This window comes from Enterobacter sp. TCD1-1, from assembly GCF_020567405.1.
In the GTDB taxonomy this organism is placed as follows: Bacteria; Pseudomonadota; Gammaproteobacteria; order Enterobacterales; family Enterobacteriaceae; genus Enterobacter; species Enterobacter quasiroggenkampii.
On record NZ_JAJCXF010000001.1, the window covers coordinates 1,601,745 to 1,621,229 of the forward strand.

The 19,485-nt window shown below is 51.3% G+C and carries 22 protein-coding genes; 10 read left to right on the forward strand and 12 right to left on the reverse strand.

All coding sequences use genetic code 11. From position 1 onward, the window contains the following. Positions 1-21: 21 nt before the first annotated feature. Both LJA86_RS07690 and LJA86_RS07695 read right to left on the reverse strand, forming a co-directional pair. The gene (locus LJA86_RS07690) at positions 22-1,431 is read right to left on the reverse strand and encodes a PLP-dependent aminotransferase family protein (protein ID WP_032674890.1); all 1,410 of its coding nucleotides are present in this window, start codon (positions 1,429-1,431) and stop codon (positions 22-24) included. Positions 1,432-1,513: 82 nt separating this feature from the next. Beyond that, positions 1,514-1,702 (reverse strand): hypothetical protein, encoded by a 189-nt coding sequence (locus LJA86_RS07695; RefSeq protein WP_032645155.1) that lies wholly within the window; start codon positions 1,700-1,702, stop codon positions 1,514-1,516. A gap of 458 nt (positions 1,703-2,160) precedes the next feature. Between LJA86_RS07695 and LJA86_RS07700 the strand changes: the two genes are divergently transcribed. The 6 genes from LJA86_RS07700 (at position 2,161) to hslJ (ending at position 6,249) form a co-directional block, all read left to right on the forward strand. Beyond that, positions 2,161-2,532, forward strand: coding sequence for a hypothetical protein (locus LJA86_RS07700; protein WP_045326584.1), 372 nt, complete (start codon positions 2,161-2,163; stop codon positions 2,530-2,532). Then, on the forward strand, positions 2,529-3,023 hold the full coding sequence (locus LJA86_RS07705; RefSeq protein ID WP_229225951.1) for a YbjP/YqhG family protein: 495 nt from the start codon (positions 2,529-2,531) through the stop codon (positions 3,021-3,023). Before LJA86_RS07700 ends, LJA86_RS07705 begins: the two co-directional genes overlap by 4 nt. Before the next feature lie 120 nt (positions 3,024-3,143). Further along, complete coding sequence (locus LJA86_RS07710; protein WP_063621811.1) at positions 3,144-4,544, forward strand: cytochrome ubiquinol oxidase subunit I; 1,401 nt, start codon at positions 3,144-3,146, stop codon at positions 4,542-4,544. Further along, a complete protein-coding gene (cydB, locus tag LJA86_RS07715) occupies positions 4,544-5,554 on the forward strand; it encodes a cytochrome d ubiquinol oxidase subunit II (RefSeq protein WP_229225952.1) in 1,011 nt (336 codons plus the stop codon). Before LJA86_RS07710 ends, cydB begins: the two co-directional genes overlap by 1 nt. Next, complete coding sequence (locus LJA86_RS07720; RefSeq protein ID WP_008501283.1) at positions 5,554-5,682, forward strand: DUF2474 domain-containing protein; 129 nt, start codon at positions 5,554-5,556, stop codon at positions 5,680-5,682. Before cydB ends, LJA86_RS07720 begins: the two co-directional genes overlap by 1 nt. A 129-nt stretch (positions 5,683-5,811) precedes the next feature. After that, complete coding sequence (gene hslJ / locus LJA86_RS07725) at positions 5,812-6,249, forward strand: heat shock protein HslJ (RefSeq protein ID WP_045908840.1); 438 nt, start codon at positions 5,812-5,814, stop codon at positions 6,247-6,249. On the opposite strand, the gene LJA86_RS07730 is transcribed toward hslJ, so the two are convergent. Further along, entirely contained in the window at positions 6,250-6,516 is a 267-nt protein-coding gene (locus tag LJA86_RS07730; protein ID WP_023312003.1) for a DUF333 domain-containing protein, read from the reverse strand. It lies immediately after the preceding gene. 271 nt (positions 6,517-6,787) lie between these two features. Here LJA86_RS07730 and nifJ point away from each other — a divergent pair, with 271 nt between their 5' ends. Both nifJ and ompC read left to right on the forward strand, forming a co-directional pair. Next, positions 6,788-10,312, forward strand: coding sequence for a pyruvate:ferredoxin (flavodoxin) oxidoreductase (gene nifJ / locus LJA86_RS07735; protein ID WP_229225953.1), 3,525 nt, complete (start codon positions 6,788-6,790; stop codon positions 10,310-10,312). A gap of 388 nt (positions 10,313-10,700) precedes the next feature. Beyond that, the gene (gene ompC / locus LJA86_RS07740; protein ID WP_045908842.1) at positions 10,701-11,810 is read left to right on the forward strand and encodes a porin OmpC; all 1,110 of its coding nucleotides are present in this window, start codon (positions 10,701-10,703) and stop codon (positions 11,808-11,810) included. Between the two features lie 337 nt (positions 11,811-12,147). On the opposite strand, the gene LJA86_RS07745 is transcribed toward ompC, so the two are convergent. From LJA86_RS07745 to LJA86_RS07780, 8 genes are all read right to left on the reverse strand, one after another. Further along, entirely contained in the window at positions 12,148-12,225 is a 78-nt protein-coding gene (locus LJA86_RS07745; RefSeq protein WP_223239581.1) for a hypothetical protein, read from the reverse strand. Positions 12,226-12,293: 68 nt separating this feature from the next. Further along, the gene (locus LJA86_RS07750; RefSeq protein ID WP_045908843.1) at positions 12,294-12,716 is read right to left on the reverse strand and encodes a GFA family protein; all 423 of its coding nucleotides are present in this window, start codon (positions 12,714-12,716) and stop codon (positions 12,294-12,296) included. Between the two features lie 3 nt (positions 12,717-12,719). Then, positions 12,720-12,917 (reverse strand): hypothetical protein, encoded by a 198-nt coding sequence (locus LJA86_RS07755; protein ID WP_023616678.1) that lies wholly within the window; start codon positions 12,915-12,917, stop codon positions 12,720-12,722. A gap of 89 nt (positions 12,918-13,006) precedes the next feature. Further along, on the reverse strand, positions 13,007-14,038 hold the full coding sequence (locus LJA86_RS07760; RefSeq protein WP_196352180.1) for a methyltransferase: 1,032 nt from the start codon (positions 14,036-14,038) through the stop codon (positions 13,007-13,009). A gap of 258 nt (positions 14,039-14,296) precedes the next feature. Then, positions 14,297-14,746, reverse strand: a complete 450-nt coding sequence (locus LJA86_RS07765) for a hypothetical protein (RefSeq protein WP_111966586.1) — start codon at positions 14,744-14,746, stop codon at positions 14,297-14,299. Positions 14,747-14,898: 152 nt separating this feature from the next. Then, positions 14,899-15,339, reverse strand: a complete 441-nt coding sequence (locus LJA86_RS07770; protein ID WP_045908846.1) for a VOC family protein — start codon at positions 15,337-15,339, stop codon at positions 14,899-14,901. Between the two features lie 72 nt (positions 15,340-15,411). Further along, complete coding sequence (locus tag LJA86_RS07775; RefSeq protein WP_196346425.1) at positions 15,412-15,756, reverse strand: DUF1294 domain-containing protein; 345 nt, start codon at positions 15,754-15,756, stop codon at positions 15,412-15,414. Positions 15,757-16,232: 476 nt separating this feature from the next. Then, positions 16,233-17,756, reverse strand: coding sequence for a cyclic diguanylate phosphodiesterase (locus tag LJA86_RS07780; protein WP_126533794.1), 1,524 nt, complete (start codon positions 17,754-17,756; stop codon positions 16,233-16,235). 405 nt (positions 17,757-18,161) lie between these two features. Between LJA86_RS07780 and LJA86_RS07785 the strand changes: the two genes are divergently transcribed. Both LJA86_RS07785 and LJA86_RS07790 read left to right on the forward strand, forming a co-directional pair. Continuing rightward, positions 18,162-18,464, forward strand: coding sequence for a hypothetical protein (locus tag LJA86_RS07785; protein WP_126533793.1), 303 nt, complete (start codon positions 18,162-18,164; stop codon positions 18,462-18,464). Continuing rightward, positions 18,458-18,868, forward strand: coding sequence for an ASCH domain-containing protein (locus LJA86_RS07790; RefSeq protein WP_045908849.1), 411 nt, complete (start codon positions 18,458-18,460; stop codon positions 18,866-18,868). The genes LJA86_RS07785 and LJA86_RS07790 overlap by 7 nt, the downstream gene beginning before the upstream one ends. 33 nt (positions 18,869-18,901) lie before the next feature. Here LJA86_RS07790 and LJA86_RS07795 read toward each other — a convergent pair whose 3' ends face one another. Beyond that, on the reverse strand, positions 18,902-19,417 hold the full coding sequence (locus tag LJA86_RS07795; protein ID WP_126533792.1) for a GNAT family N-acetyltransferase: 516 nt from the start codon (positions 19,415-19,417) through the stop codon (positions 18,902-18,904). Between the last annotated feature and the right edge of the window lie 68 nt (positions 19,418-19,485).

Here is a 19,485-nt window from a genome sequence, read left to right on the forward strand (position 1 = left end):
ATTTAAAAAACGGAGAAAGGATTATTCCAGCATCGTGCTAATTAATTTTCCTAACTGAATGACCGCCTGCTCTTCCCGCTCTCCCCAGGCCCAGGAAGTATTAAATCGAAAGAACGGCGTCCACGCGTCAGAGGTGGAAAACATCTTTCCCGGGGCAATGCTGATGTGGTGCGTTAAGGCCTTTTCGCTCAGCAGCCCCGCATCCAGCGGTGCCGGCAATTCCAGCCATAAAAAGTAGCCGCTGTCGTTATGGTGAATTTTGACACCGGCAGGCATATGGCGCAGAAGTGACTGCCAGGCCTGCTGCTTCCGCTCGGCCAGCGTACGCCGCAGGCGGCGCAGGTGGGCGTCGTAGCGTTTGGTCGCCAAGTAATCCACCAGCGCCAGCTGCATGGGAGAACTGGTTGAGAGCGTGCTCATCAGTTGCAGCTGCTGAATGCGACGCGCGTGTTTTCCTGCCGCCACCCAGCCGATGCGAAAACCGGCCACCAGACATTTTGAAAAGGACGAGCAATGAAGCGTCATGTCCTGACGATCCCACGCTTTCGCCGGGAGCGGCTTTTCGCGGCCAAAATAGAGTTCGCTGTAGACGTCATCTTCAATCAGCGGGACGTTGTGCTGTGTTAACAGCGCGACAAGCTGCGCTTTTTTCTCCGCGCTCAGCGTGAAGCCGAGCGGATTTTGGCTGTTGGTCATGATCCAGCAGGCTTTAACCGGGTACTCATTCAGCGCCTGTTCAAGGGCGTTGAGATCGATCCCCTCGCGGACGTCTGTCGCAATCGACAACGCTTTAAGCTTCAGGCGTTCCAGCGCCTGCAGCGCGCCGTAAAAACAGGGGTTTTCGACAATCACCCAGTCACCCGGCTCGGTCACCGCCTGCAGGCTAAGATTCAGCGCCTCGAGCGCGCCTGCGGTGATCACGATCTCTTCCGGGGAGATGTTCATTCCCTGCTGAGCGTAACGACGGGCAATGGCGTGGCGGAGATCGACGTTACCCGGCGGCAGGTTCTCAATCACGCTCATCGCCGTCGCGGTTTTACTGACGTTAGCCAGCGAGCGGTTGAGCTGCTGAAGCGGGAAAAGCCGGGGATCGGGAAACGCGGAAGCAAAGGGAACTACGGAGGGGTCGCGGCTGGCCTGTAAGACATCGAAGATATAGGTATTGATATCCACCGCTTCGTCACGCATCACCTGAGCGGGTGGCGCAGGCTGTTGTGCGGTCGGGCGCGAGGCAACGTAATAGCCCGACTGCGGTCTGGCGACGATGCGCCCCTGACTTTCCAGCATCTGATACGCGTGGCCAACGGTCATAAAACTCATGCCGCTGCTCGCCACCTGCTCTCGCAGGGAAGGCAGCTTATCGCCCGGCAGCCATACGCCAAGCTCAATCTGCGAGATAATTTGTTGCGCCAGACGCTGGTATTTTTTCATCAGATTCTCCTTATGACCGATAGTGTATATCAGCAGGAGAAAAAGAGAAGATTTAGCTAACTGTTATAGTCTGGAAGATGAATTACTTACGGTATTCGGTCACGTGGCTCTGAGCGGAATGCGCGGCGGCCAAGTGGTCGAGCGTGATCATCGGCGATTTGCAAAAAATGCATTTCGCGCCAAACGGGTTTTTCTCAGACACGTCAAAGGCTGAGGTACGGTACTGCGAACCATGGCAGCATGGGCAGCGAAAATGGATATAAGAAGTCATAGGATTCTCCTGAAACGTTAAAACGTAAATTACTAATGGGCCGATTGGGCATAATGGTTTTAAACAAAACGAATCGGAATGTAGATAAAGACCCAAGAGAGGCTGCGGAGAGGCACAACGTGATGAGAACTGCTTTAAAAACTACGTCAGATATTTATTTGGACTCAAAACCAGAAGACCATTAACGCACGGCGCTGACGACAAAGCAAGCGGTTTAATGCGGAAAATTCATAAAAAGAATGTTTTTATTCCCTGATGTTCGTCCATGTTTTTAAATATTGATGTTTACAATCCTCGACCATGCATACATAACCTAATGAAATATAAATATAATATATAACATTTTTTGCCTACTCATCTCACCAACCACAGAGTATTAACAACAGGCTAATGAACACTCTGCTACTTGTCTTGCTCAAGCAGGAATTGCGCCCTTACCTTACAGAAAGGAATTATCAATGAGTTGGAATAAAGACGCGGCTGTTTCTTACCTCCGCTCGCATGCGCTTGGACACTCTCATAACGAATGCGCGAAGTTTACACGTCGTGCCATAATCGCTGGCGGCATTACGCTTGAACGCACACATGATGCGAAGGATTATGGACCAAAACTTTTGCGTGCAGGTTTTAGGGAGGTTCCTCCCGGTTCGACGTTGCTTAGCGGAGATGTCGCTGTAATTCAGCCCTATCCTGGGGGAAATTCAAGCGGCCATATGACAATGTTCGACGGCACCCGGTGGATCTCAGATTTTACCCAGCTCAGTATGTACCCCGGGCCGGGTTACCGCCGCGCACAACCAACCTATAAGATTTACAGGATGAGTCGATGATGAGGGGGATTATAATTACTTTGCCGTTATTATTATCAGCTTGTACGTGCGTACCTCAGCAGAATGCTGCCGAACGGGCGGAAGAATTTTATTCCACATATCTGACGTTTTTTGCGGAAAGTGATGGTGAATACCCTCAGCTTAGAGAGTACGTTGCGGCAGATACACTATCCCGACTTAACGAGATAGAGTCGATTCCTGAACAGGAAATCCTGGGGTCAGATTATTTCGCTTATATTCAGGATTATGATCCATCCTGGGTGAAGGGGCTTGAGGTTGGTGTGGCGCATCAGTTCATCAATGGCGAAGTTCTTCCTGTCAGGATTGGTATTGAGAACGGCGGGTTTCTTAATCTTGAAGTCTATATGCGTCGTGAAGACGGAAAGTGGAAAATTTACCGCGTGAGTGACGTAACCGATCACTACGAGCACCCCATATTTAATGCTGGAGCAATTACTCGAGCAAAGTCATTAGCGGAAAGCGGACTTTAAGCACATCTATAAACAATACACTGGCAAACTGTTATAGGTAAATATGCCGGGTCTGTTTCTGCAACCCAGAGCTGGCGCGGCTTAGAATGGCATCGACATAATTACATCGCGGAGTTTTGCATGTTTGGTTTGGATGCTTTTCACCTTGCGCGGATACAGTTTGCCTTTACCGTATCCTTTCACATTATTTTCCCGGCCATCACCATTGGTCTCGCAAGCTACCTAGCCGTGCTCGAAGGGCTGTGGCTGAAAACAAAAAATCCGGTCTGGCGCTCGCTGTACCATTTCTGGTCGAAGATTTTTGCCGTCAACTTTGGCATGGGCGTGGTCTCCGGGCTGGTGATGGCCTACCAGTTTGGCACCAACTGGAGCGGTTTTTCACAGTTTGCGGGCAGTATTACCGGCCCGCTTCTGACCTACGAAGTGCTTACCGCCTTCTTCCTCGAAGCCGGATTCCTCGGCGTAATGCTGTTCGGCTGGAATAAAGTCGGACCGGGACTGCACTTCTTCGCTACCTGCATGGTCGCGCTGGGGACCATCATCTCTACCTTCTGGATCCTCTCTTCAAACAGCTGGATGCAGACCCCGCAGGGCTATGAGATCGTCAACGGTCAGGTGGTGCCGGTGGACTGGTTCGCGGTGGTGTTTAACCCCTCCTTCCCTTACCGCCTGCTGCACATGTCGATAGCCGCGTTCCTGAGCAGCGCCCTGTTTGTTGGCGCATCCGCGGCATGGCATCTGCTGCGTGGGAATAATACCCCCGCCATCCGGGCAATGTTTTCGATGGCACTGTGGATGACGCTGATTGTCGCCCCCATCCAGGCCCTGGTTGGCGACATGCACGGGTTGAACACCTTAAAGCACCAACCCGCCAAGATCGCCGCCATTGAGGGCCACTGGGAAAACCCGCCGGGTGAGCCGACCCCGCTGCTGCTGTTTGGCTGGCCGGATATGGAGCAGGAGCGCACCCGCTTTGGACTGGAGATCCCCGCGCTCGGCAGCCTTATTCTGACGCACAGTCTGGATAAACAGGTTCCGGCGCTGAAAGAGTTTCCAAAGGAAGACCGCCCGAATTCCACCATCGTCTTCTGGTCGTTCCGCATTATGGCGGGCCTGGGCATGCTGATGCTGCTGCTTGGGGTAACGGCACTCTGGCTGCGCTATAAAAAGCGCGTTTATTCATCGCGCCCTTTCCTGTGGTTTGCGCTGCTGATGGGGCCATCCGGGCTGATTGCCATTCTGGCCGGGTGGATCACCACGGAAGTGGGCCGCCAGCCGTGGGTGGTCTATGGGCTTCAGCGAACGAAGGATGCGGTTTCTGCCCATGGTGATTTGCATATGAGCGTGAGCCTGCTGGCCTTCTTCATCGTTTACACCTCGGTATTCGGCGTGGGTTACAGCTATATGGTGCGCCTCATCCGAAAAGGCCCGCAGCCGCATGAGTCTTTCGCCACCGAGTCCGATGGACGTCCGGCGCGCCCGCTTTCTGCCGTCACAACTGAATATAAGGAGCAGCCATAATGGGTATCGATCTTTCCATTATCTGGTTTGTGATCATCGTCTTTGCCACGCTGATGTATATCGTGATGGACGGTTTTGATCTGGGGATCGGCATTCTGTTCCCGGCCACGCAAAACGCCGACGATCGCGACGTGATGGTCAACAGCGTCGCGCCGGTCTGGGACGGGAATGAAACCTGGCTGGTGCTGGGCGGTGCCGCCCTGTTCGGCGCATTCCCGCTGGCCTATGCGGTCATCGTTGATGCCCTGACCATTCCGCTGACATTAATGCTGATCGGACTTATTTTCCGCGGGGTGGCATTTGAGTTTCGCTTTAAAGCCACGCCGGCGCACCGTCCGTTCTGGGATAAGGCGTTTATAGGTGGTTCCATTCTGGCGACGTTTACCCAGGGCGTGACGGTGGGCGCCGTCATTAACGGCTTTACCGTCACCGGCCGGGCCTATACCGGCGGCCCCTTTGACTGGTTTACCGCGTTTAACCTGTTTTGCGGCGCGGGCCTGGTGGTGGCCTACGCGCTGTTAGGCTCGACCTGGCTGGTGATGAAAAGCGAAAACGCGTTGCAACAGCGGATGCGTGAAGTATCGAAAACACTGTTAATCGTGCTGCTGGCGTTTATTGCCGCCATTAGCCTCTGGACGCCGCTGGCGCAACCGGCCATCGCCGCGCGCTGGTTTACGCTGCCGAACCTGTTTTATCTGCTGCCCGTCCCTGCTCTGGTGTTGATTTTTAGCCTGTACCAGTGGCGCTGCCTGAATAATCAAGCCAGCCATAGCCGTCCGTTTATCCTGACGCTGGGGCTGATATTCCTCGGCTTTAGCGGGCTGGGGATCAGCATCTGGCCGCATATTATTCCACCGTCGATCACCCTGTGGCAGGCCGCCGCACCGACGCAAAGCCAGGGCTTTATGCTGGTCGGCGCGCTGTTGATCATTCCCGTAATTCTGGTCTACACCTTCTGGAGTTACTACGTTTTCCGCGGCAAAGTTCAGCATGGGGAGGGTTATCACTGATGCAACAACCGGTCTGGAAAAGATTGCTGTGGCTGGCCATTATCTGGGGCGGCAGCGTACTGGCGCTGGCTGCGGTCAGTATGCTCTTCCGTATGCTGATGACGGCAGCAGGGTTTAAATCGCATTAACTTCATCCCGGGCAACCGCAGCGTTGCCCGTCTCCTTCCCCCCGCACTTTCAGATAAACCCCATTAACGCACGGCAGAGTATCGTTACACTGGAAAAAGATTCACAGTATTTATAGTTTGAGAAGAAAAATGAAAAAGCTCATTGCGTTAAGTGTTATCAGTCTTGCCCTTACCGGGTGCGTTAATCCGGGTAAAGCCTCCGTTCAGCCGGAGCAACTTCAGAACCACCGCTTTGTGCTGGAAAACGTGAACGGTAAGGCGGTTAAGACCGCGACAACGCAACCTGAGATCAGTTTTAGTGCCCTGCCTGATATCAGCCTGGTGAATAACATCAGCGTTTCTGGCCAGATGTGTAACCGCTTCAACGGACAGGGGAAATTGTCCGAAGGCGAGCTTAAAGTGAAAACGCTGGCCATGACGCGCAAGCTCTGTACTGAACCGCAGCTGAATGAGCTGGATCAGGCCATCGGCGACATGCTGCGCAAAGGGGCGCAGGTCGACCTGACGGAAGACCAGTTAACGCTGGCGACAGCCGATAAAACGCTGATGTTTAAGCGTGTAGAATAATCAGTAGTTACCGCAGCTTCCAACGGCAAGCGACTGTTCACTACAGCGTTTGCCGTTTGGCAAGGCGCACATCCCAATCGCAGAACCATCAAGCTGGCGGGCAACCGACAGCGAGCCGCCAATCATCGCGCAGTTAGCCTGACCCGAGCTGGACATCGCCGCTTTCATTCCCGGCGCCACGTGGGCTGCCGTTGCCTGCTGAACGGGTTCACTGCTACATGCCGACAACAATAATGCGGCACACCCTACCCAAAATGCTGAGCGCATGCTCTCTCCCCCATGAATAATGCGAAACCTATGCATAATAGGCATCCCATCCCGTGTCGTCGAGAGCGGAAGTGCGTATTTATGCGCTTCAGAAACAATTTCTCGCAATTTTTTCGCCAAAAGTTTGATCTACTCATTGATGGCGAGAATACCGAGGACACAAAAGCGAAAATCGTAAAATCCCCCGTTTGCTAGAATACACAGATAATATTCAGGGTTTGTCGTCGTAATACAGACCCCTATTTTTTGCGCAATGTAAGGGTATTGTCCTATGCAAACTATTGACGGTAATGGTGCAGTTGCCTCAGTCGCGTTTCGCACCAGTGAAGTTATCGCCATCTACCCGATTACGCCAAGTTCGACCATGGCTGAGCAGGCAGACGCCTGGGCGGGTAACGGGTTAAAAAACGTCTGGGGCGATGTCCCGAGAGTGGTTGAGATGCAGTCTGAAGCCGGTGCGATTGCCACGGTGCACGGCGCGCTTCAGACCGGCGCGCTTTCCACGTCGTTCACCTCTTCTCAGGGATTGTTGTTAATGATCCCGACGCTCTACAAACTCGCCGGGCAACTGACCCCCTTCGTTCTGCACGTTGCTGCGCGGACCGTTGCCACCCACGCGCTCTCTATCTTTGGCGATCACTCAGACGTGATGGCCGTGCGCCAGACCGGCTGCGCGATGCTGTGCGCCAGCAGCGTTCAGGAAGCCCAGGACTTTGCCTTAATCTCGCATATCGCCACGCTCAAAAGCCGGGTGCCGTTTATTCATTTCTTTGACGGTTTCCGCACCTCTCACGAAATTAACAAAATCGTCCCGCTGGCTGACGAGACAATCCTGAATCTCCTCCCGCAGGCGGATATCGACGCGCATCGCGCCCGCGCCCTGAATCCGGAACACCCGGTGATTCGCGGCACGTCGGCGAACCCGGATACCTATTTCCAGTCCCGCGAGGCCACGAACCCGTGGTACAACGCGGTTTACGACCATGTTGAACAGGCGATGAATGACTTTGCCGCTGCGACCGGTCGGGAATACAAACCCTTTGAGTATTACGGCCATCCACAGGCGGAACGGGTCATTGTGTTGATGGGCTCTGCCATTGGCACCTGCGAGGAAGTTGTTGACGAGCTGCTGACGCGCGGCGAAAAGGTTGGCGCGCTTAAAGTGCGTCTCTATCGGCCGTTCTCGGCGAAACATCTACTCTCTGCGCTGCCGGAGAGCGCGCGTATCGTTGCGGTACTCGATCGCACCAAAGAGCCGGGGGCGCAGGCGGAACCACTGTATCTGGATGTGATGACGGCCCTGGCCGAAGCCTTTAATCATGGCGAACGTGAAACGCTGCCGCGCGTGATCGGAGGGCGGTATGGTTTGTCCTCCAAAGAGTTCGGACCGGACTGCGTGCTGGCGGTATTCAACGAGCTCAGCGAAGCGAAGCCCAAGCCGCGCTTTACCGTCGGCATTTATGATGATGTGACCAATCTGTCCCTGTCGTTGCCAGAAAACACCCTGCCCTCAACCGCCAAACTCGAGGCGCTGTTCTATGGTCTGGGCAGTGACGGCAGCGTCTCTGCGACCAAAAACAACATCAAAATCATCGGTAACTCCACGCCGTGGTACGCCCAGGGGTACTTCGTCTATGACTCCAAGAAAGCCGGCGGTCTGACCGTTTCCCATCTGCGGGTGAGCGAACAGCCCATCCGCTCTGCGTATCTTATTTCTCAGGCTGATTTTGTTGGCTGTCACCAGCTGCAGTTTATCGATAAATACCAGATGGCCGAGCGCCTGAAGCCTGGCGGTATTTTCCTCCTGAATACGCCATACAGCGCAGATGAGGTCTGGTCGCGCCTGCCGCAGGAAGTGCAGGCGGTGCTGAACCAGAAAAAAGCCCGTTTCTTTGTAGTGAACGCGGCGAAAATTGCCCGCGAATGTGGCCTTGCCGCGCGTATCAATACCGTTATGCAGATGGCCTTCTTCCATCTGACAAATATCCTGCCGGGCGACAGCGCGCTAGTGGAACTGCAGGGCGCGATTGCCAAAAGTTATAGCAGCAAGGGCCAGGAGCTGGTCGAACGTAACTGGCAGGCGCTGGCGCTGGCGCGCGAGTCGCTGTTCGAGGTGCCGCTGCAGCCGGTCAATGCCGCAAGCCCGAACCGCCCTCCAGTCGTGTCCGATGCGGCGCCTGATTTCGTGAAGACCGTGACGGCGGCGATGCTGGCCGGGCTGGGTGATGCCCTGCCCGTCTCTGCGCTGCCGCCAGATGGCACCTGGCCGATGGGCACCACCCGCTGGGAAAAACGAAACATCGCCGAAGCGATCCCCATCTGGAAGGAAGAGCTGTGTACCCAGTGCAACCACTGCGTGGCAGCCTGCCCGCACTCTGCCATTCGCGCCAAAGTGGTGTCACCGGAAGAGATGGAGGCCGCGCCGGCCAGCCTGCACTCTCTGGATGTGAAATCACGCGACATGCGCGGACAGAAATACGTTCTGCAGGTCGCACCGGAAGATTGCACCGGCTGTAATCTGTGCGTCGAGGTCTGTCCGGCGAAAGACAGGCAGAACCCGGAGATCAAAGCCATCAATATGATGTCGCGTCTGGAGCATGTTGAAGAGGAGAAGGTTAATTATGACTTCTTCCTGAATCTGCCGGAAATCGATCGCAGCAAACTGGAACGCATTGATATTCGCACTTCACAGCTGATCACGCCGCTGTTTGAATACTCCGGCGCCTGTTCAGGCTGCGGTGAAACACCGTATATCAAGCTGCTTACCCAGCTGTACGGCGACAGGATGCTGATTGCCAACGCTACCGGCTGTTCGTCTATCTATGGCGGTAACCTGCCCTCAACGCCGTACACCACTGATGCCAACGGTCGCGGTCCCGCGTGGGCAAACTCGCTGTTCGAGGACAACGCCGAATTTGGCCTGGGCTTCCGCCTGACCGTTGACCAGCACCGTGCACGCGTGATGCGCCTGCTGGAACAGTTTGCCGGGCAGATCCCCGCCGGGCTCAATGACGCGCTTCACGCGGACGCGACGCCAGAGGTACGTCGTGAGCAGGTTGCTGAGCTACGTCAGGCGCTTCAGGGCGTGGCGGGCGCTGAACAGCTGCTGACCGACGCGGACGCGCTGGTTGAAAAATCAATCTGGCTGATTGGCGGTGACGGCTGGGCTTACGATATCGGCTTCGGTGGACTGGATCACGTGTTGAGCCTGACCGAAAACGTCAATATCCTGGTTCTGGATACGCAGTGTTATTCCAACACCGGTGGTCAGGCGTCTAAAGCGACGCCGCTTGGCGCAGTCACGAAATTCGGTGAACACGGCAAACGCAAGGCACGTAAAGATCTCGGCGTGAGCATGATGATGTACGGTCACGTTTACGTCGCACAAATCTCGCTCGGTGCCCAGCTTAACCAGACGGTGAAGGCTATCCAGGAAGCGGAAGCGTATCCAGGCCCGTCGCTGATCATTGCCTACAGCCCGTGTGAAGAGCATGGCTACGACCTGGCACTCAGCCACGATCAAATGCGACAGCTGACCGCGACCGGCTTCTGGCCGCTGTACCGGTTCGATCCGCGCCGTGCGGACGAAGGTAAGTTACCGCTGGCGCTGGACTCTCGTCCACCGTCAGATGCCCTGGCCGAGACGTTAATGCAGGAACAGCGCTTCCGTCGCCTTAACGCGCAGCAGCCGGAAGTGGCCGAACAGCTATGGAAAGACGCCGCGGCCGATCTGCAAAAACGGTATGACTTCCTGGCGCAGCTAGCGGGTAAAGCCGAAAAATCGACCAGCGACTAGTTTCTCAGCCCGGCGTGTCCGGGCTTTTTTTTGCCATAAAAAAACCCGGTGTATTCACACCGGGCGAATCCAGATAATCATTAAATATCTATTTAGTCCCCTAAATGATATTCACGTGAATTATGGATAAATAATCTTAAAGGCATATAACGCCGCCAAGAATAGCTTACTTAACGCCTGATTAATAATTTTAATTTTATATACTTTGCATTAAGACATTCATCAAACCAATGACTATTACCGTTGATTTATTCGGTTTAGATTTTACTTAGTTCGTAACAATTATAATTTATTACTCTTACTCAGGAGTGATTTAGCATGAGACAACTTTCTCATTCAGGAAGTTCAACAGGTAATTAAATAAAAACAACCGCAAAGGAATATCATAATGCAAAGAAAAGTACTGGCCCTGATGATTCCGGCTCTGTTAATGGCTGGCGCAACTCATGCAGCAGAGATTTATAATAAAGACGGTAACAAATTAGATCTGTACGGAAAAGTAGATGGTCTGCACTATTTCTCCGACGATAAAGGCGCTGACGGGGATCAAACCTACATGCGTCTGGGCTTCAAAGGCGAAACCCAGATCAACGACATGATGACCGGCTACGCGCAGTGGGAGTACAACATTCAGGCTAATAACACCGAAGGGTCTGATAACCAGTCCTGGACGCGTCTGGCCTTCGCCGGTATCAAAGTGGGTGATTATGGCTCCTTCGATTACGGTCGTAACTACGGTGTTCTGTACGACGTAGAAGGCTGGACCGATATGCTGCCTGAGTTCGGCGGGGACTCCTACACCAAAGCCGATAACTTCATGACCGGCCGTGCCAACGGCGTGGCCACCTACCGTAACACCGACTTCTATGGTCTGGTGCAGGGTCTGAACTTTGCGCTGCAGTATCAGGGCAAAAATGAAGATGCCAGCAACAATCAGGAAGGCACCAACAACGGTCGCGACACGCGTCACGAGAACGGTGACGGCTTCGGTATTTCTACCACCTATGACTTCGGCATGGGGATTACCGCAGGTGCAGCCTATACCTCTTCTGACCGTACCAACGAGCAGGTGATGAATACCACTGCGGGCGGCGATAAAGCGGATGCCTGGACTGCGGGCCTGAAATATGACGCCAATAATATCTACCTGGCGGCAATGTACTCTGAAACCCGCAATATGACGCCTTACGGTGATAACACCGACGCCGTGGCCAACAAAACCCAGAACTTCGAAGTGACCGCACAGTACCAGTTCGACTTCGGCCTGCGCCCGTCCCTTTCCTACCTGCAGTCTAAAGGTAAGGACCTCGGCAACGGCCAGGGCGACCAGGATCTGGTTAAATACGCTGACATCGGCGCGACCTACTACTTCAACAAAAACATGTCCACCTACGTTGATTACAAAATCAACCTGCTGGATGAAGATGACAGCTTCTACAAAAACAACGGCATCGGCACGGATGATGTCGTGGCACTGGGCCTGGTTTACCAGTTCTGATTGCCAGAGCCCGCATGATGATGCGGGCTCCCCCCTTTTTGACGCTCGTCACAAAAAACAGGTTCAGGAATCGTGTGGTTGAGGGTAAGTTGAGGGAAAGCTGGTTAAACTCAGGTGATAACCTTTTCATCACCAGGGATAACAGCGTTGTTTGGTCGTGTATCCGTTGCCGTACTTACTCTTTTAGCGCTTATCTGGATAGCGTTAATTTTTGATTTTGCTGATATTGTCGGTCATCTGGGCGCGGTGTTGAACCACCTCGATGGCGTTTAATATTGCTCCCGCGGAAATAAAAAGCCACCAGCAGTGCCGGTGGCGGGTAAACGCGCAGTTCGCGTTATTTTTTCACGGGTTGAGGCTTTTTATCACCTGATTCAGGGGCCTCACGCGGATCGTCTTTTTCAACACAGAGCATAATTTCTCCTGTTTCAGATAACCACCCTCCACTATAGCCAGGCTGATTACAGAGTGGCCAGGCGGCAATTACGCCTCAACTGCCCCTTTCTTGCGAAAAGAGAGGTAGCCAAACACCCCACTGTCTCCATCCGAGGGATGGTTTACCCCGTCCATTACCGTCACTTCAGGGAAATCGAACGGTGAGACGTTTTCGAAGCAGGCAACGTTCACGCCGTATTCGTTTGGATTGGAACGCCGCTGATGGAACGTGTAGATCCCGCACACCGAGCAGAAGAAGTGCCGTGCCGTCCCCGTGTTAAAGCGATACTCCGTAAGCTTATCCTCACCTTTGGTCACGGTAATCCCTGACAGCGGCGCAGAGACGACGACCGCGCCCCGCATGCGACAAAAGGAACAGCTGCAGCGCCGCGCGGTATTCAGGCCATCCGTGAGCGCAACGGTAAAGGCCACCGCACCGCAATGGCACTGCGCATTACGACATTCAGCCATAGGCTATACCCCTTTTCTCACCAGCTCGGCGGCTTTGACGAAAACCTCGTCTTCTACACCATCGCCTTTTTGCCTGCCGAGCCTGACCAGTTCATCGACAATACTGTTGCGATGGATCGGTTTCTGCGCTGAAACCAGCCCAATGACGGCGGCCCCAATCGCCAGCCCCACTAAACCTGTTTGTTCGTCTTTGTTCATCATGCTCATGCTCCTGATACAACAGACAAGCGTAGCAGGAATCCGGTAAAACGGAATGAGGACACTCGCTTTGTGAATATAATTTACGTAGTTCAGACAGGTACGACTTCTAAAATCGACAGATACGAACGGGTGTCTATTATAGTGTTTAGCTTCAGACTGGTCTTTTCAAACAAGGTCTGATACTCAGACTCCGTTCTTGCCCGCCCTCCATCAAAGCTTGTTAAAAGAAGAAGGTCAATTTCAAATCGTCCCTGCTCATTATTTTCTTTTTTTATAAGTGGTTCAAAAATTAATAATCGGGAATTTTCTTTCATTGCATTTCTACACGATTGAAGTATCTGAACCGCTTTCTCATCAGGCCAGTCCATCAAAATATATTTAAGCAGGTAAATATCCGCTACAGGACAGGCTTCAAAAAAGTCACCCTCAACTGCCTTCCATCGACGATTGTCATTTAACAGGTACAGTCGATTCCGCTCAAGCACGTCTTTTTGATCGAACAGGATCCCTGTTAAGGTCGGATTTCGGCGTAAAACAGCCAGCAATAAATTACCCAGCCCACCGGCAATATCGGCAACGATAGCATTTTGAGGAAACGAATAGCTATCGGCTATGACTTCATTCTCTACGGATGACATAGAGGCCATACCCGCATGAAAAATGTTGCTGTCAGTCATCGTGTCATCATGCTGCCAGTAGTCGTAAAAAGGCTTGCCAAACAAATCATTAAAAACAGGTTTGCCTTGCAATATCTCATCCATTTTAGCCGCTGGCTGCCAGAATGTTGGGTCTGTCAGCATGAGCACCGCCGCACGCAATGAAAATTCATGCTCAGAACACAGGAACTGTGCTGAATGGCTAAGGCTGTATTCAGCTTCGGACAGTTCGTTGAATACTCCACGAGAGGATAATACGCGCATGATCCGATGAAGATAGTCGCCATCGACATTAAGCTCCTCCGCCAGTTGCGTAACGGATTTTTTTCCTTCAACCAGACGATCTGCAACGCCTAATACTGCGACAGCCCGAAGTGCTGCCTGCCAGACAAAACCCATGCTTTGCTCTAACAAACACATTCCTTCTTTACGGCTTAGCAAATCCAGACTATTAGGATGTGACATTTTCTACTCCTTACCAATAAAGATGTGCTGAACAACTAAAACGCCGTTAGCAAGCGTAAGTCTGGTAGCGAGCTTTATCCATAATGTCAGTAAGGATTATTTGTGCGGTTTCGTACCGTTTAGCATACAGTCCATTTCAATACGTAAAAAAACAGGGCCACTTACTCCATATTTTGATTAATAACACCATGACACTATTATTTCATAAATGATTACCATGATAGAAATAATACCTGTCGTGAGACAGACATTTCATCGTCAGAATCTCGGTGCCAGCCCGTATTTTGGCGTTTTGATATTTGCCGCCCAAATTTTGATATCGTTTTGCAGGAGAATAGTGAAATCAGATTTCAAATGCGTCACCATGCCATTGACGCTGTCCGCATCCACAACTGAAAAATGTTCAATTCTGTTCTTCCCTATCTGAACACAAGCATATTTGGCGGGAAGCACTGTACCATTCACATTGAGTGGCAGCTTATTCTCACCACAGCGCCCTTCCGTAATATATGACACCAGCAAATTAGCGGATTTCCTCCCGGGCTGGGATACGCTCACCATGACGGGATAACCTTCCGAGGTCTGCGTCATATCATAAAGCACCGCATTTTTCATATACCAGGTATTATATTCCCGCTCCTGAAAAGCGGACCAGGCAGGCGCAGAAAAAAGCGCCAGCACTGCCAGCATAATAGATACTATTTTCATGGGATGTTATCGTCCGTGGTGTTGCACGTATTATTCAGATTGTGCAAAAAACAGCAACAACTTAAGAATAGTCCTACTACTATTGGCAGTGATGGAGGATCAATTAACGACGCGCGACGCGGTCTGTTTCCTGTTGCTAACGTATCTTCGCTTTATTTATTCCGACTGGCCGTTCGGATCGCTTCCAGACCGACGCGCTGTCCGAATGACAGCTCTAACGTATTTCCATCGGGATCGGCAAAAAAGACATAGTATCCGACGGGGTCGCCTACATTCTCAGGCGCCTTCCTTAGCACACCTTCAGCGGTGGCCATCGCGGTTTTTCTGTCAATTTCTTCGCGGGTCGCGCAGGCAATTCCCAGATGCCCGAAACTGCCCAGCGGCGTATCGGTCACGGTATCGGCCTGTACAAGAACCAGTGCAAAAGGACGGGTATGGTCGCTAAGCCATGCGACTTTTCTTGCATCAGGCATGTCGGGTTCACGTAAATGAATGACCTCCATACCGGCATAGCGACGATAGAAGGCAATACTCTTTTCCAGGTCCCTGACCATAAACGCGACATGAGTGAAACCTACATCAATGTCTTTCATTTTAAGATGTTACTCCTTTATCAACGTAGTGCTGACATCTTAAAAGCTCAAGTTAACTTGATGTCAATACGCTCATAAAGAAGAAACAGGCGAGAAATGGTAAACCGCCGCCATCACGGCAATGCTAACGACAATGCTTAAGAAAAAGTAGGTTTTAAAGGGCTGCTTTTGCGTTTTATGGCGAAAGAGCTGCTGGCCCACAATCGCGCCAGGCCAGCCGCCGGTTACGCCAAATACCAGCAGCGTGGCTTCCGGTACCCTGCGCATACCCTTACGCGCTGCCTGTTTATCGGCGCCATACATAGCCATCGTCAGCACATTGATCAGCAGAAACCACATAGCCAAAGGGTTAGAGGCAAAAAGGCTGCCGATTGCAGCAAAGATCAGGAGTAAATAACAAAAGCGATTGAGGGTCATAGCACCAGCCACCGGGTTGTTTAGCAATTGCGAAGCCGCATTATACCCAATATAGATGAAGTTTAATTCTGTAAAACAAAGTGATCGCCTGTCGCTTTCAGATTAACATTTATACAGTTTTAATCAGTAAAGCATCCTTTCATTATAATTAGGGAGTTAACATTTTTTTCTTTAAAAATTATCCTGAAACGTCTCACCGCAAAAACACATTGCCAGCGCAACCCTTTAACAAGATCAAAACGACTGCACCGGTTGTTTAAAAACACGGGGAAGGAATATTGATGAAAATCAATTTAAAATAGAGCCAGAGAATTTTCAGGCGTATCGCGTAATCCCCGGAGTTTAAAATTACTGTTGCACACAATTAATTTGACCAGATAGTCAATAAACAACAAAATATCACCGTAGTTAAAAGAATAATGTCTGCATTCCTTTAGGGGGGTGATGTCCCCCCATTTTTTACGCTGTGATAAGCCTCATTCCACCATGACCTTCACTTTCGGCTTCGACAAAAGAATTTTTACCAGCTCCTTGAACGGGGTGGGTTTGTAGAAGTAAAAACCCTGTAAAAACTTAATGTGATTTCGGGTGAGATAATCAAGTTGCTCTTGTGTTTCAACCCCTTCCGCCACAATACTGATTGACAGTTTTTTTGCCAGTTCCAGTACCGAATCCAGTATCACGGTTGAATCCTCGCTGGCATTCACCCTCGCAACAAAGCTCTGGTCGATTTTAATGTAATCGATGTGCAGATCCTGCAGGTAGGACAGACCAGAATATCCCGTCCCAAAATCATCCAGGGCAATGGCAAACCCTATTTCATGTAGCGCATTCAGGGTCTTCACAAGATGTTCATCAACATGAAGCGGTTCACGCTCGGTCACCTCAACGACAAGGTTAAGATCCTGTTGCACAAAGCTGCGCTTGTAATGCAGACACTCCTCATAAAAGGTGGAGGAGACAATATGAGACGCACTGAAGTTAATGCCGACATGAAACCCTTCTGGCAGCAATGTAGAGATCGAATTCATATGCGCGGCAACCTGGCGCATTAAACTCTGGGTTAAGGGAATGATTAAGCCTGATTTCTCCGCAAGAGGAATAAATGAAGCGGGAGAGATAAACCCTGACTGTGGATGCTTCCATCTGGCCAGCACTTCTACCCCGCGCAACGATCCCTCTTTACCGCTCACAACGGGCTGGTAATAGGGAATAATCTCATCTCTGTCAATGGCGGTGCGCAGCGACTCTGCAGGTGAAATGTCCTTAGAAAGATATCGCTGAAGAAGATACGCAGAAAAAGCGGAAATAAGCAGAAGGAATAACAGCACCCCTCCGGCCCGATTGAATAATCTGGTCAGGCTAAAAAATGGCGGCGGGTTAAACTCAATCGAGAAAGGATAATCAGACGCTTTTAAGGCTAATACCTCTTTATCCGAATGGAATGCAGTCGCCACATCACCTGACAAACCTAAAATACGGTTTCCTACTCGTAATGAATACTTAACACCCTTTAATGGCATGTCCAGGGCATCCCGGATATGGCTGTCGCTGATGCTCACCATCACCCGACTTCCGGTATGATTTGTCTGATAGACAAGAACGGGCAGCCCGTTGACTGTACTTTCTGAAGGAACGAGCAGCAAGGGTGATTCTGGTAACGCAGAGCTGTTGACCAGCAGAACGCGGTTTCCCGGCAACGAGGAGCACCAGACCGCATCCTTTTTCAGAATCATGATCGTTCTGAGATGGGGCTGTAACGCAGCCTCAGTCCCTAGCCGATACTGCCCTTCCACATCACACTCGTTGTCAGCAAGCTGCATTGCCATCTGACTGGCATGATGCGCCTCTTTAAGAATGACGTTAATATTCCTGACGACATAGTGCGCCCCGGCAAGGCTGTCAGCACGTGCAGAATACCAAACCTGTAAATTGATGATAAAAACGCCCAGGATAAAAATTGTTGTGGCTGCAGCTAAGGGAATAGATGCATGGCGCATTTTGAGTTCTCGATTATGGGTATGTTGTTCCTTCAGCGATCCTGAAGTGATTGAATTGTCTTCGTCTTAAGCATGGTTGATAAAGAAAGAAATACCATGTCAGGCGACAGAAATTTTCCCGCAAGCCAGCCTCCATCTTTGCACCTTCTCAAATGGGGAAATAAAAAGGCCGCCGAACGGCAGCCCTGGTTGATACGTGCTTATTAGTACTGCTTTATTGTCTTGACCGGCGTTCTTTCTGACCAGTCAGGCCGCTCGCCTGCCATGATTGCGCGCTGTTGTGATGGCGTCACAGACTGCGTTATTTCAGGCATCGACTTGTATTCAGGTTGCTGAGGTGGGCTGAGAACCAGATCGGAGCTACAGCCTGACAGTAGCAACACCGCTAGTAGCGAAGAATTAAGCTTGAACACGTTAACCCCTTCCAATGGGATAAAAGTTACAGAAAAAGCGTGGTGTCGGTTCTATCCCGGTGACTTTTCTTTGTTATACAACGTCACGCGCCTGGCTACCGACAACAGATTCACCACGCAGATAACCCCGCAAGGATATATTTACTCGAGCAATAAGCGCAACGCTTTGTTTTCCTGCCCACCAGTGAAAAAAGGTGTCAGGAAAGCAGAGTACGCTTCTGGTATCGACGATGTTTATGCTAAAACCGCTGGTATGTTTCTTTTGATAAAAGCTATAAGGGAAGTTGAATGGTGACGGTTGAGGAATTAAAAATGAAATACCCGGGCGCACAGGCCTGGCAAATGGGTGACAGCCCGGCACTGGCGAACGAACTAGCGGACCTGATTAAAAAAGGGCTCAAAACGGCCACCTGCGGATCTTTTGCCTCGTACTCGCAGGATGTGTCTGCTCCACGGATAGGAAGCTACAACATAATCCTTGATGGTCAGAATGTCCCGGTCTGTGTGATCCGGCTGGTTTCCATGCGACTGGTGCGTTTTTGCGATGTTAATGAGGAATTCGCTCGCAAAGAGGGTGAAGGTGATTTAAGCCTTGAATACTGGCAGACAGAGCATCAGCGATTTTTCTTCCGCGAAGGCCATTTTTCTGAAGATATGGAACTGGTCGCAGAAGAATTTGAATTGGTTGAGGTGCTGTAAGCGGAGATAAAGTGACAGAGGTGTATCTGTTACTTAAGCAGGCTTACCAATATTAAGCTCATAGACTACGCATTCCGTATCGTAATGCTGCTCTATTGCTTTATAAGTCATACCTAACCTTTTCATAACACGCTGCGATGCGATATTTTCGGGATCGGCCACGGCCACCAGATAAGATGCTCCCACCCGTTCTACAGCGTAATCAACGATCGCTTTCGCTGCCTCTGTAGCATAGCCTTTGCCATTGTGTTCAGGAACGAGGCGCCAGCCAATCTCTAATGGTGCACCCTCCACGTTTGCCAGGTGCTGGAGGCATGCTGCACCAACGATCGCACCAGAAGATTTCTCTCTGATAGCCCACCACGAGAAGTGATACTTATCCCAGCGAGCCTGCACCCTTCTGATGCCCTCCCAGGTTTCTTCGGGCGTTTTAACAATACCCTTATTGATATAGCGCATCACCTCAGCATCACTATCCATTACCCTTAAGCCTTCATAATGTGAATCATTATAGGGTTCCAGGATTAAGCGGACCGTTTCTACATTCATCTTAAATTCCTCTTACATTAAGCCAGTGCCTTCATTGAACTCGTCCCGATAAAACACCATGACGCCGG

Coding starts and splice junctions, on each gene's coding strand:
- LJA86_RS07690 (WP_032674890.1), bottom strand. CDS start 1,431: ATGAAAAAATACCAGCGTCTGGCGCAACAAATTATCTCGCAGATTGAG.
- LJA86_RS07695 (WP_032645155.1), bottom strand. CDS start 1,702: ATGACTTCTTATATCCATTTTCGCTGCCCATGCTGCCATGGTTCGCAG.
- LJA86_RS07700 (WP_045326584.1), top strand. CDS start 2,161: ATGAGTTGGAATAAAGACGCGGCTGTTTCTTACCTCCGCTCGCATGCG.
- LJA86_RS07705 (WP_229225951.1), top strand. CDS start 2,529: ATGATGAGGGGGATTATAATTACTTTGCCGTTATTATTATCAGCTTGT.
- LJA86_RS07710 (WP_063621811.1), top strand. CDS start 3,144: ATGTTTGGTTTGGATGCTTTTCACCTTGCGCGGATACAGTTTGCCTTT.
- cydB (WP_229225952.1), top strand. CDS start 4,544: ATGGGTATCGATCTTTCCATTATCTGGTTTGTGATCATCGTCTTTGCC.
- LJA86_RS07720 (WP_008501283.1), top strand. CDS start 5,554: ATGCAACAACCGGTCTGGAAAAGATTGCTGTGGCTGGCCATTATCTGG.
- hslJ (WP_045908840.1), top strand. CDS start 5,812: ATGAAAAAGCTCATTGCGTTAAGTGTTATCAGTCTTGCCCTTACCGGG.
- LJA86_RS07730 (WP_023312003.1), bottom strand. CDS start 6,516: ATGCGCTCAGCATTTTGGGTAGGGTGTGCCGCATTATTGTTGTCGGCA.
- nifJ (WP_229225953.1), top strand. CDS start 6,788: ATGCAAACTATTGACGGTAATGGTGCAGTTGCCTCAGTCGCGTTTCGC.
- ompC (WP_045908842.1), top strand. CDS start 10,701: ATGCAAAGAAAAGTACTGGCCCTGATGATTCCGGCTCTGTTAATGGCT.
- LJA86_RS07745 (WP_223239581.1), bottom strand. CDS start 12,225: ATGCTCTGTGTTGAAAAAGACGATCCGCGTGAGGCCCCTGAATCAGGT.
- LJA86_RS07750 (WP_045908843.1), bottom strand. CDS start 12,716: ATGGCTGAATGTCGTAATGCGCAGTGCCATTGCGGTGCGGTGGCCTTT.
- LJA86_RS07755 (WP_023616678.1), bottom strand. CDS start 12,917: ATGATGAACAAAGACGAACAAACAGGTTTAGTGGGGCTGGCGATTGGG.
- LJA86_RS07760 (WP_196352180.1), bottom strand. CDS start 14,038: ATGTCACATCCTAATAGTCTGGATTTGCTAAGCCGTAAAGAAGGAATG.
- LJA86_RS07765 (WP_111966586.1), bottom strand. CDS start 14,746: ATGAAAATAGTATCTATTATGCTGGCAGTGCTGGCGCTTTTTTCTGCG.
- LJA86_RS07770 (WP_045908846.1), bottom strand. CDS start 15,339: ATGAAAGACATTGATGTAGGTTTCACTCATGTCGCGTTTATGGTCAGG.
- LJA86_RS07775 (WP_196346425.1), bottom strand. CDS start 15,756: ATGACCCTCAATCGCTTTTGTTATTTACTCCTGATCTTTGCTGCAATC.
- LJA86_RS07780 (WP_126533794.1), bottom strand. CDS start 17,756: ATGCGCCATGCATCTATTCCCTTAGCTGCAGCCACAACAATTTTTATC.
- LJA86_RS07790 (WP_045908849.1), top strand. CDS start 18,458: ATGGTGACGGTTGAGGAATTAAAAATGAAATACCCGGGCGCACAGGCC.
- LJA86_RS07795 (WP_126533792.1), bottom strand. CDS start 19,417: ATGAATGTAGAAACGGTCCGCTTAATCCTGGAACCCTATAATGATTCA.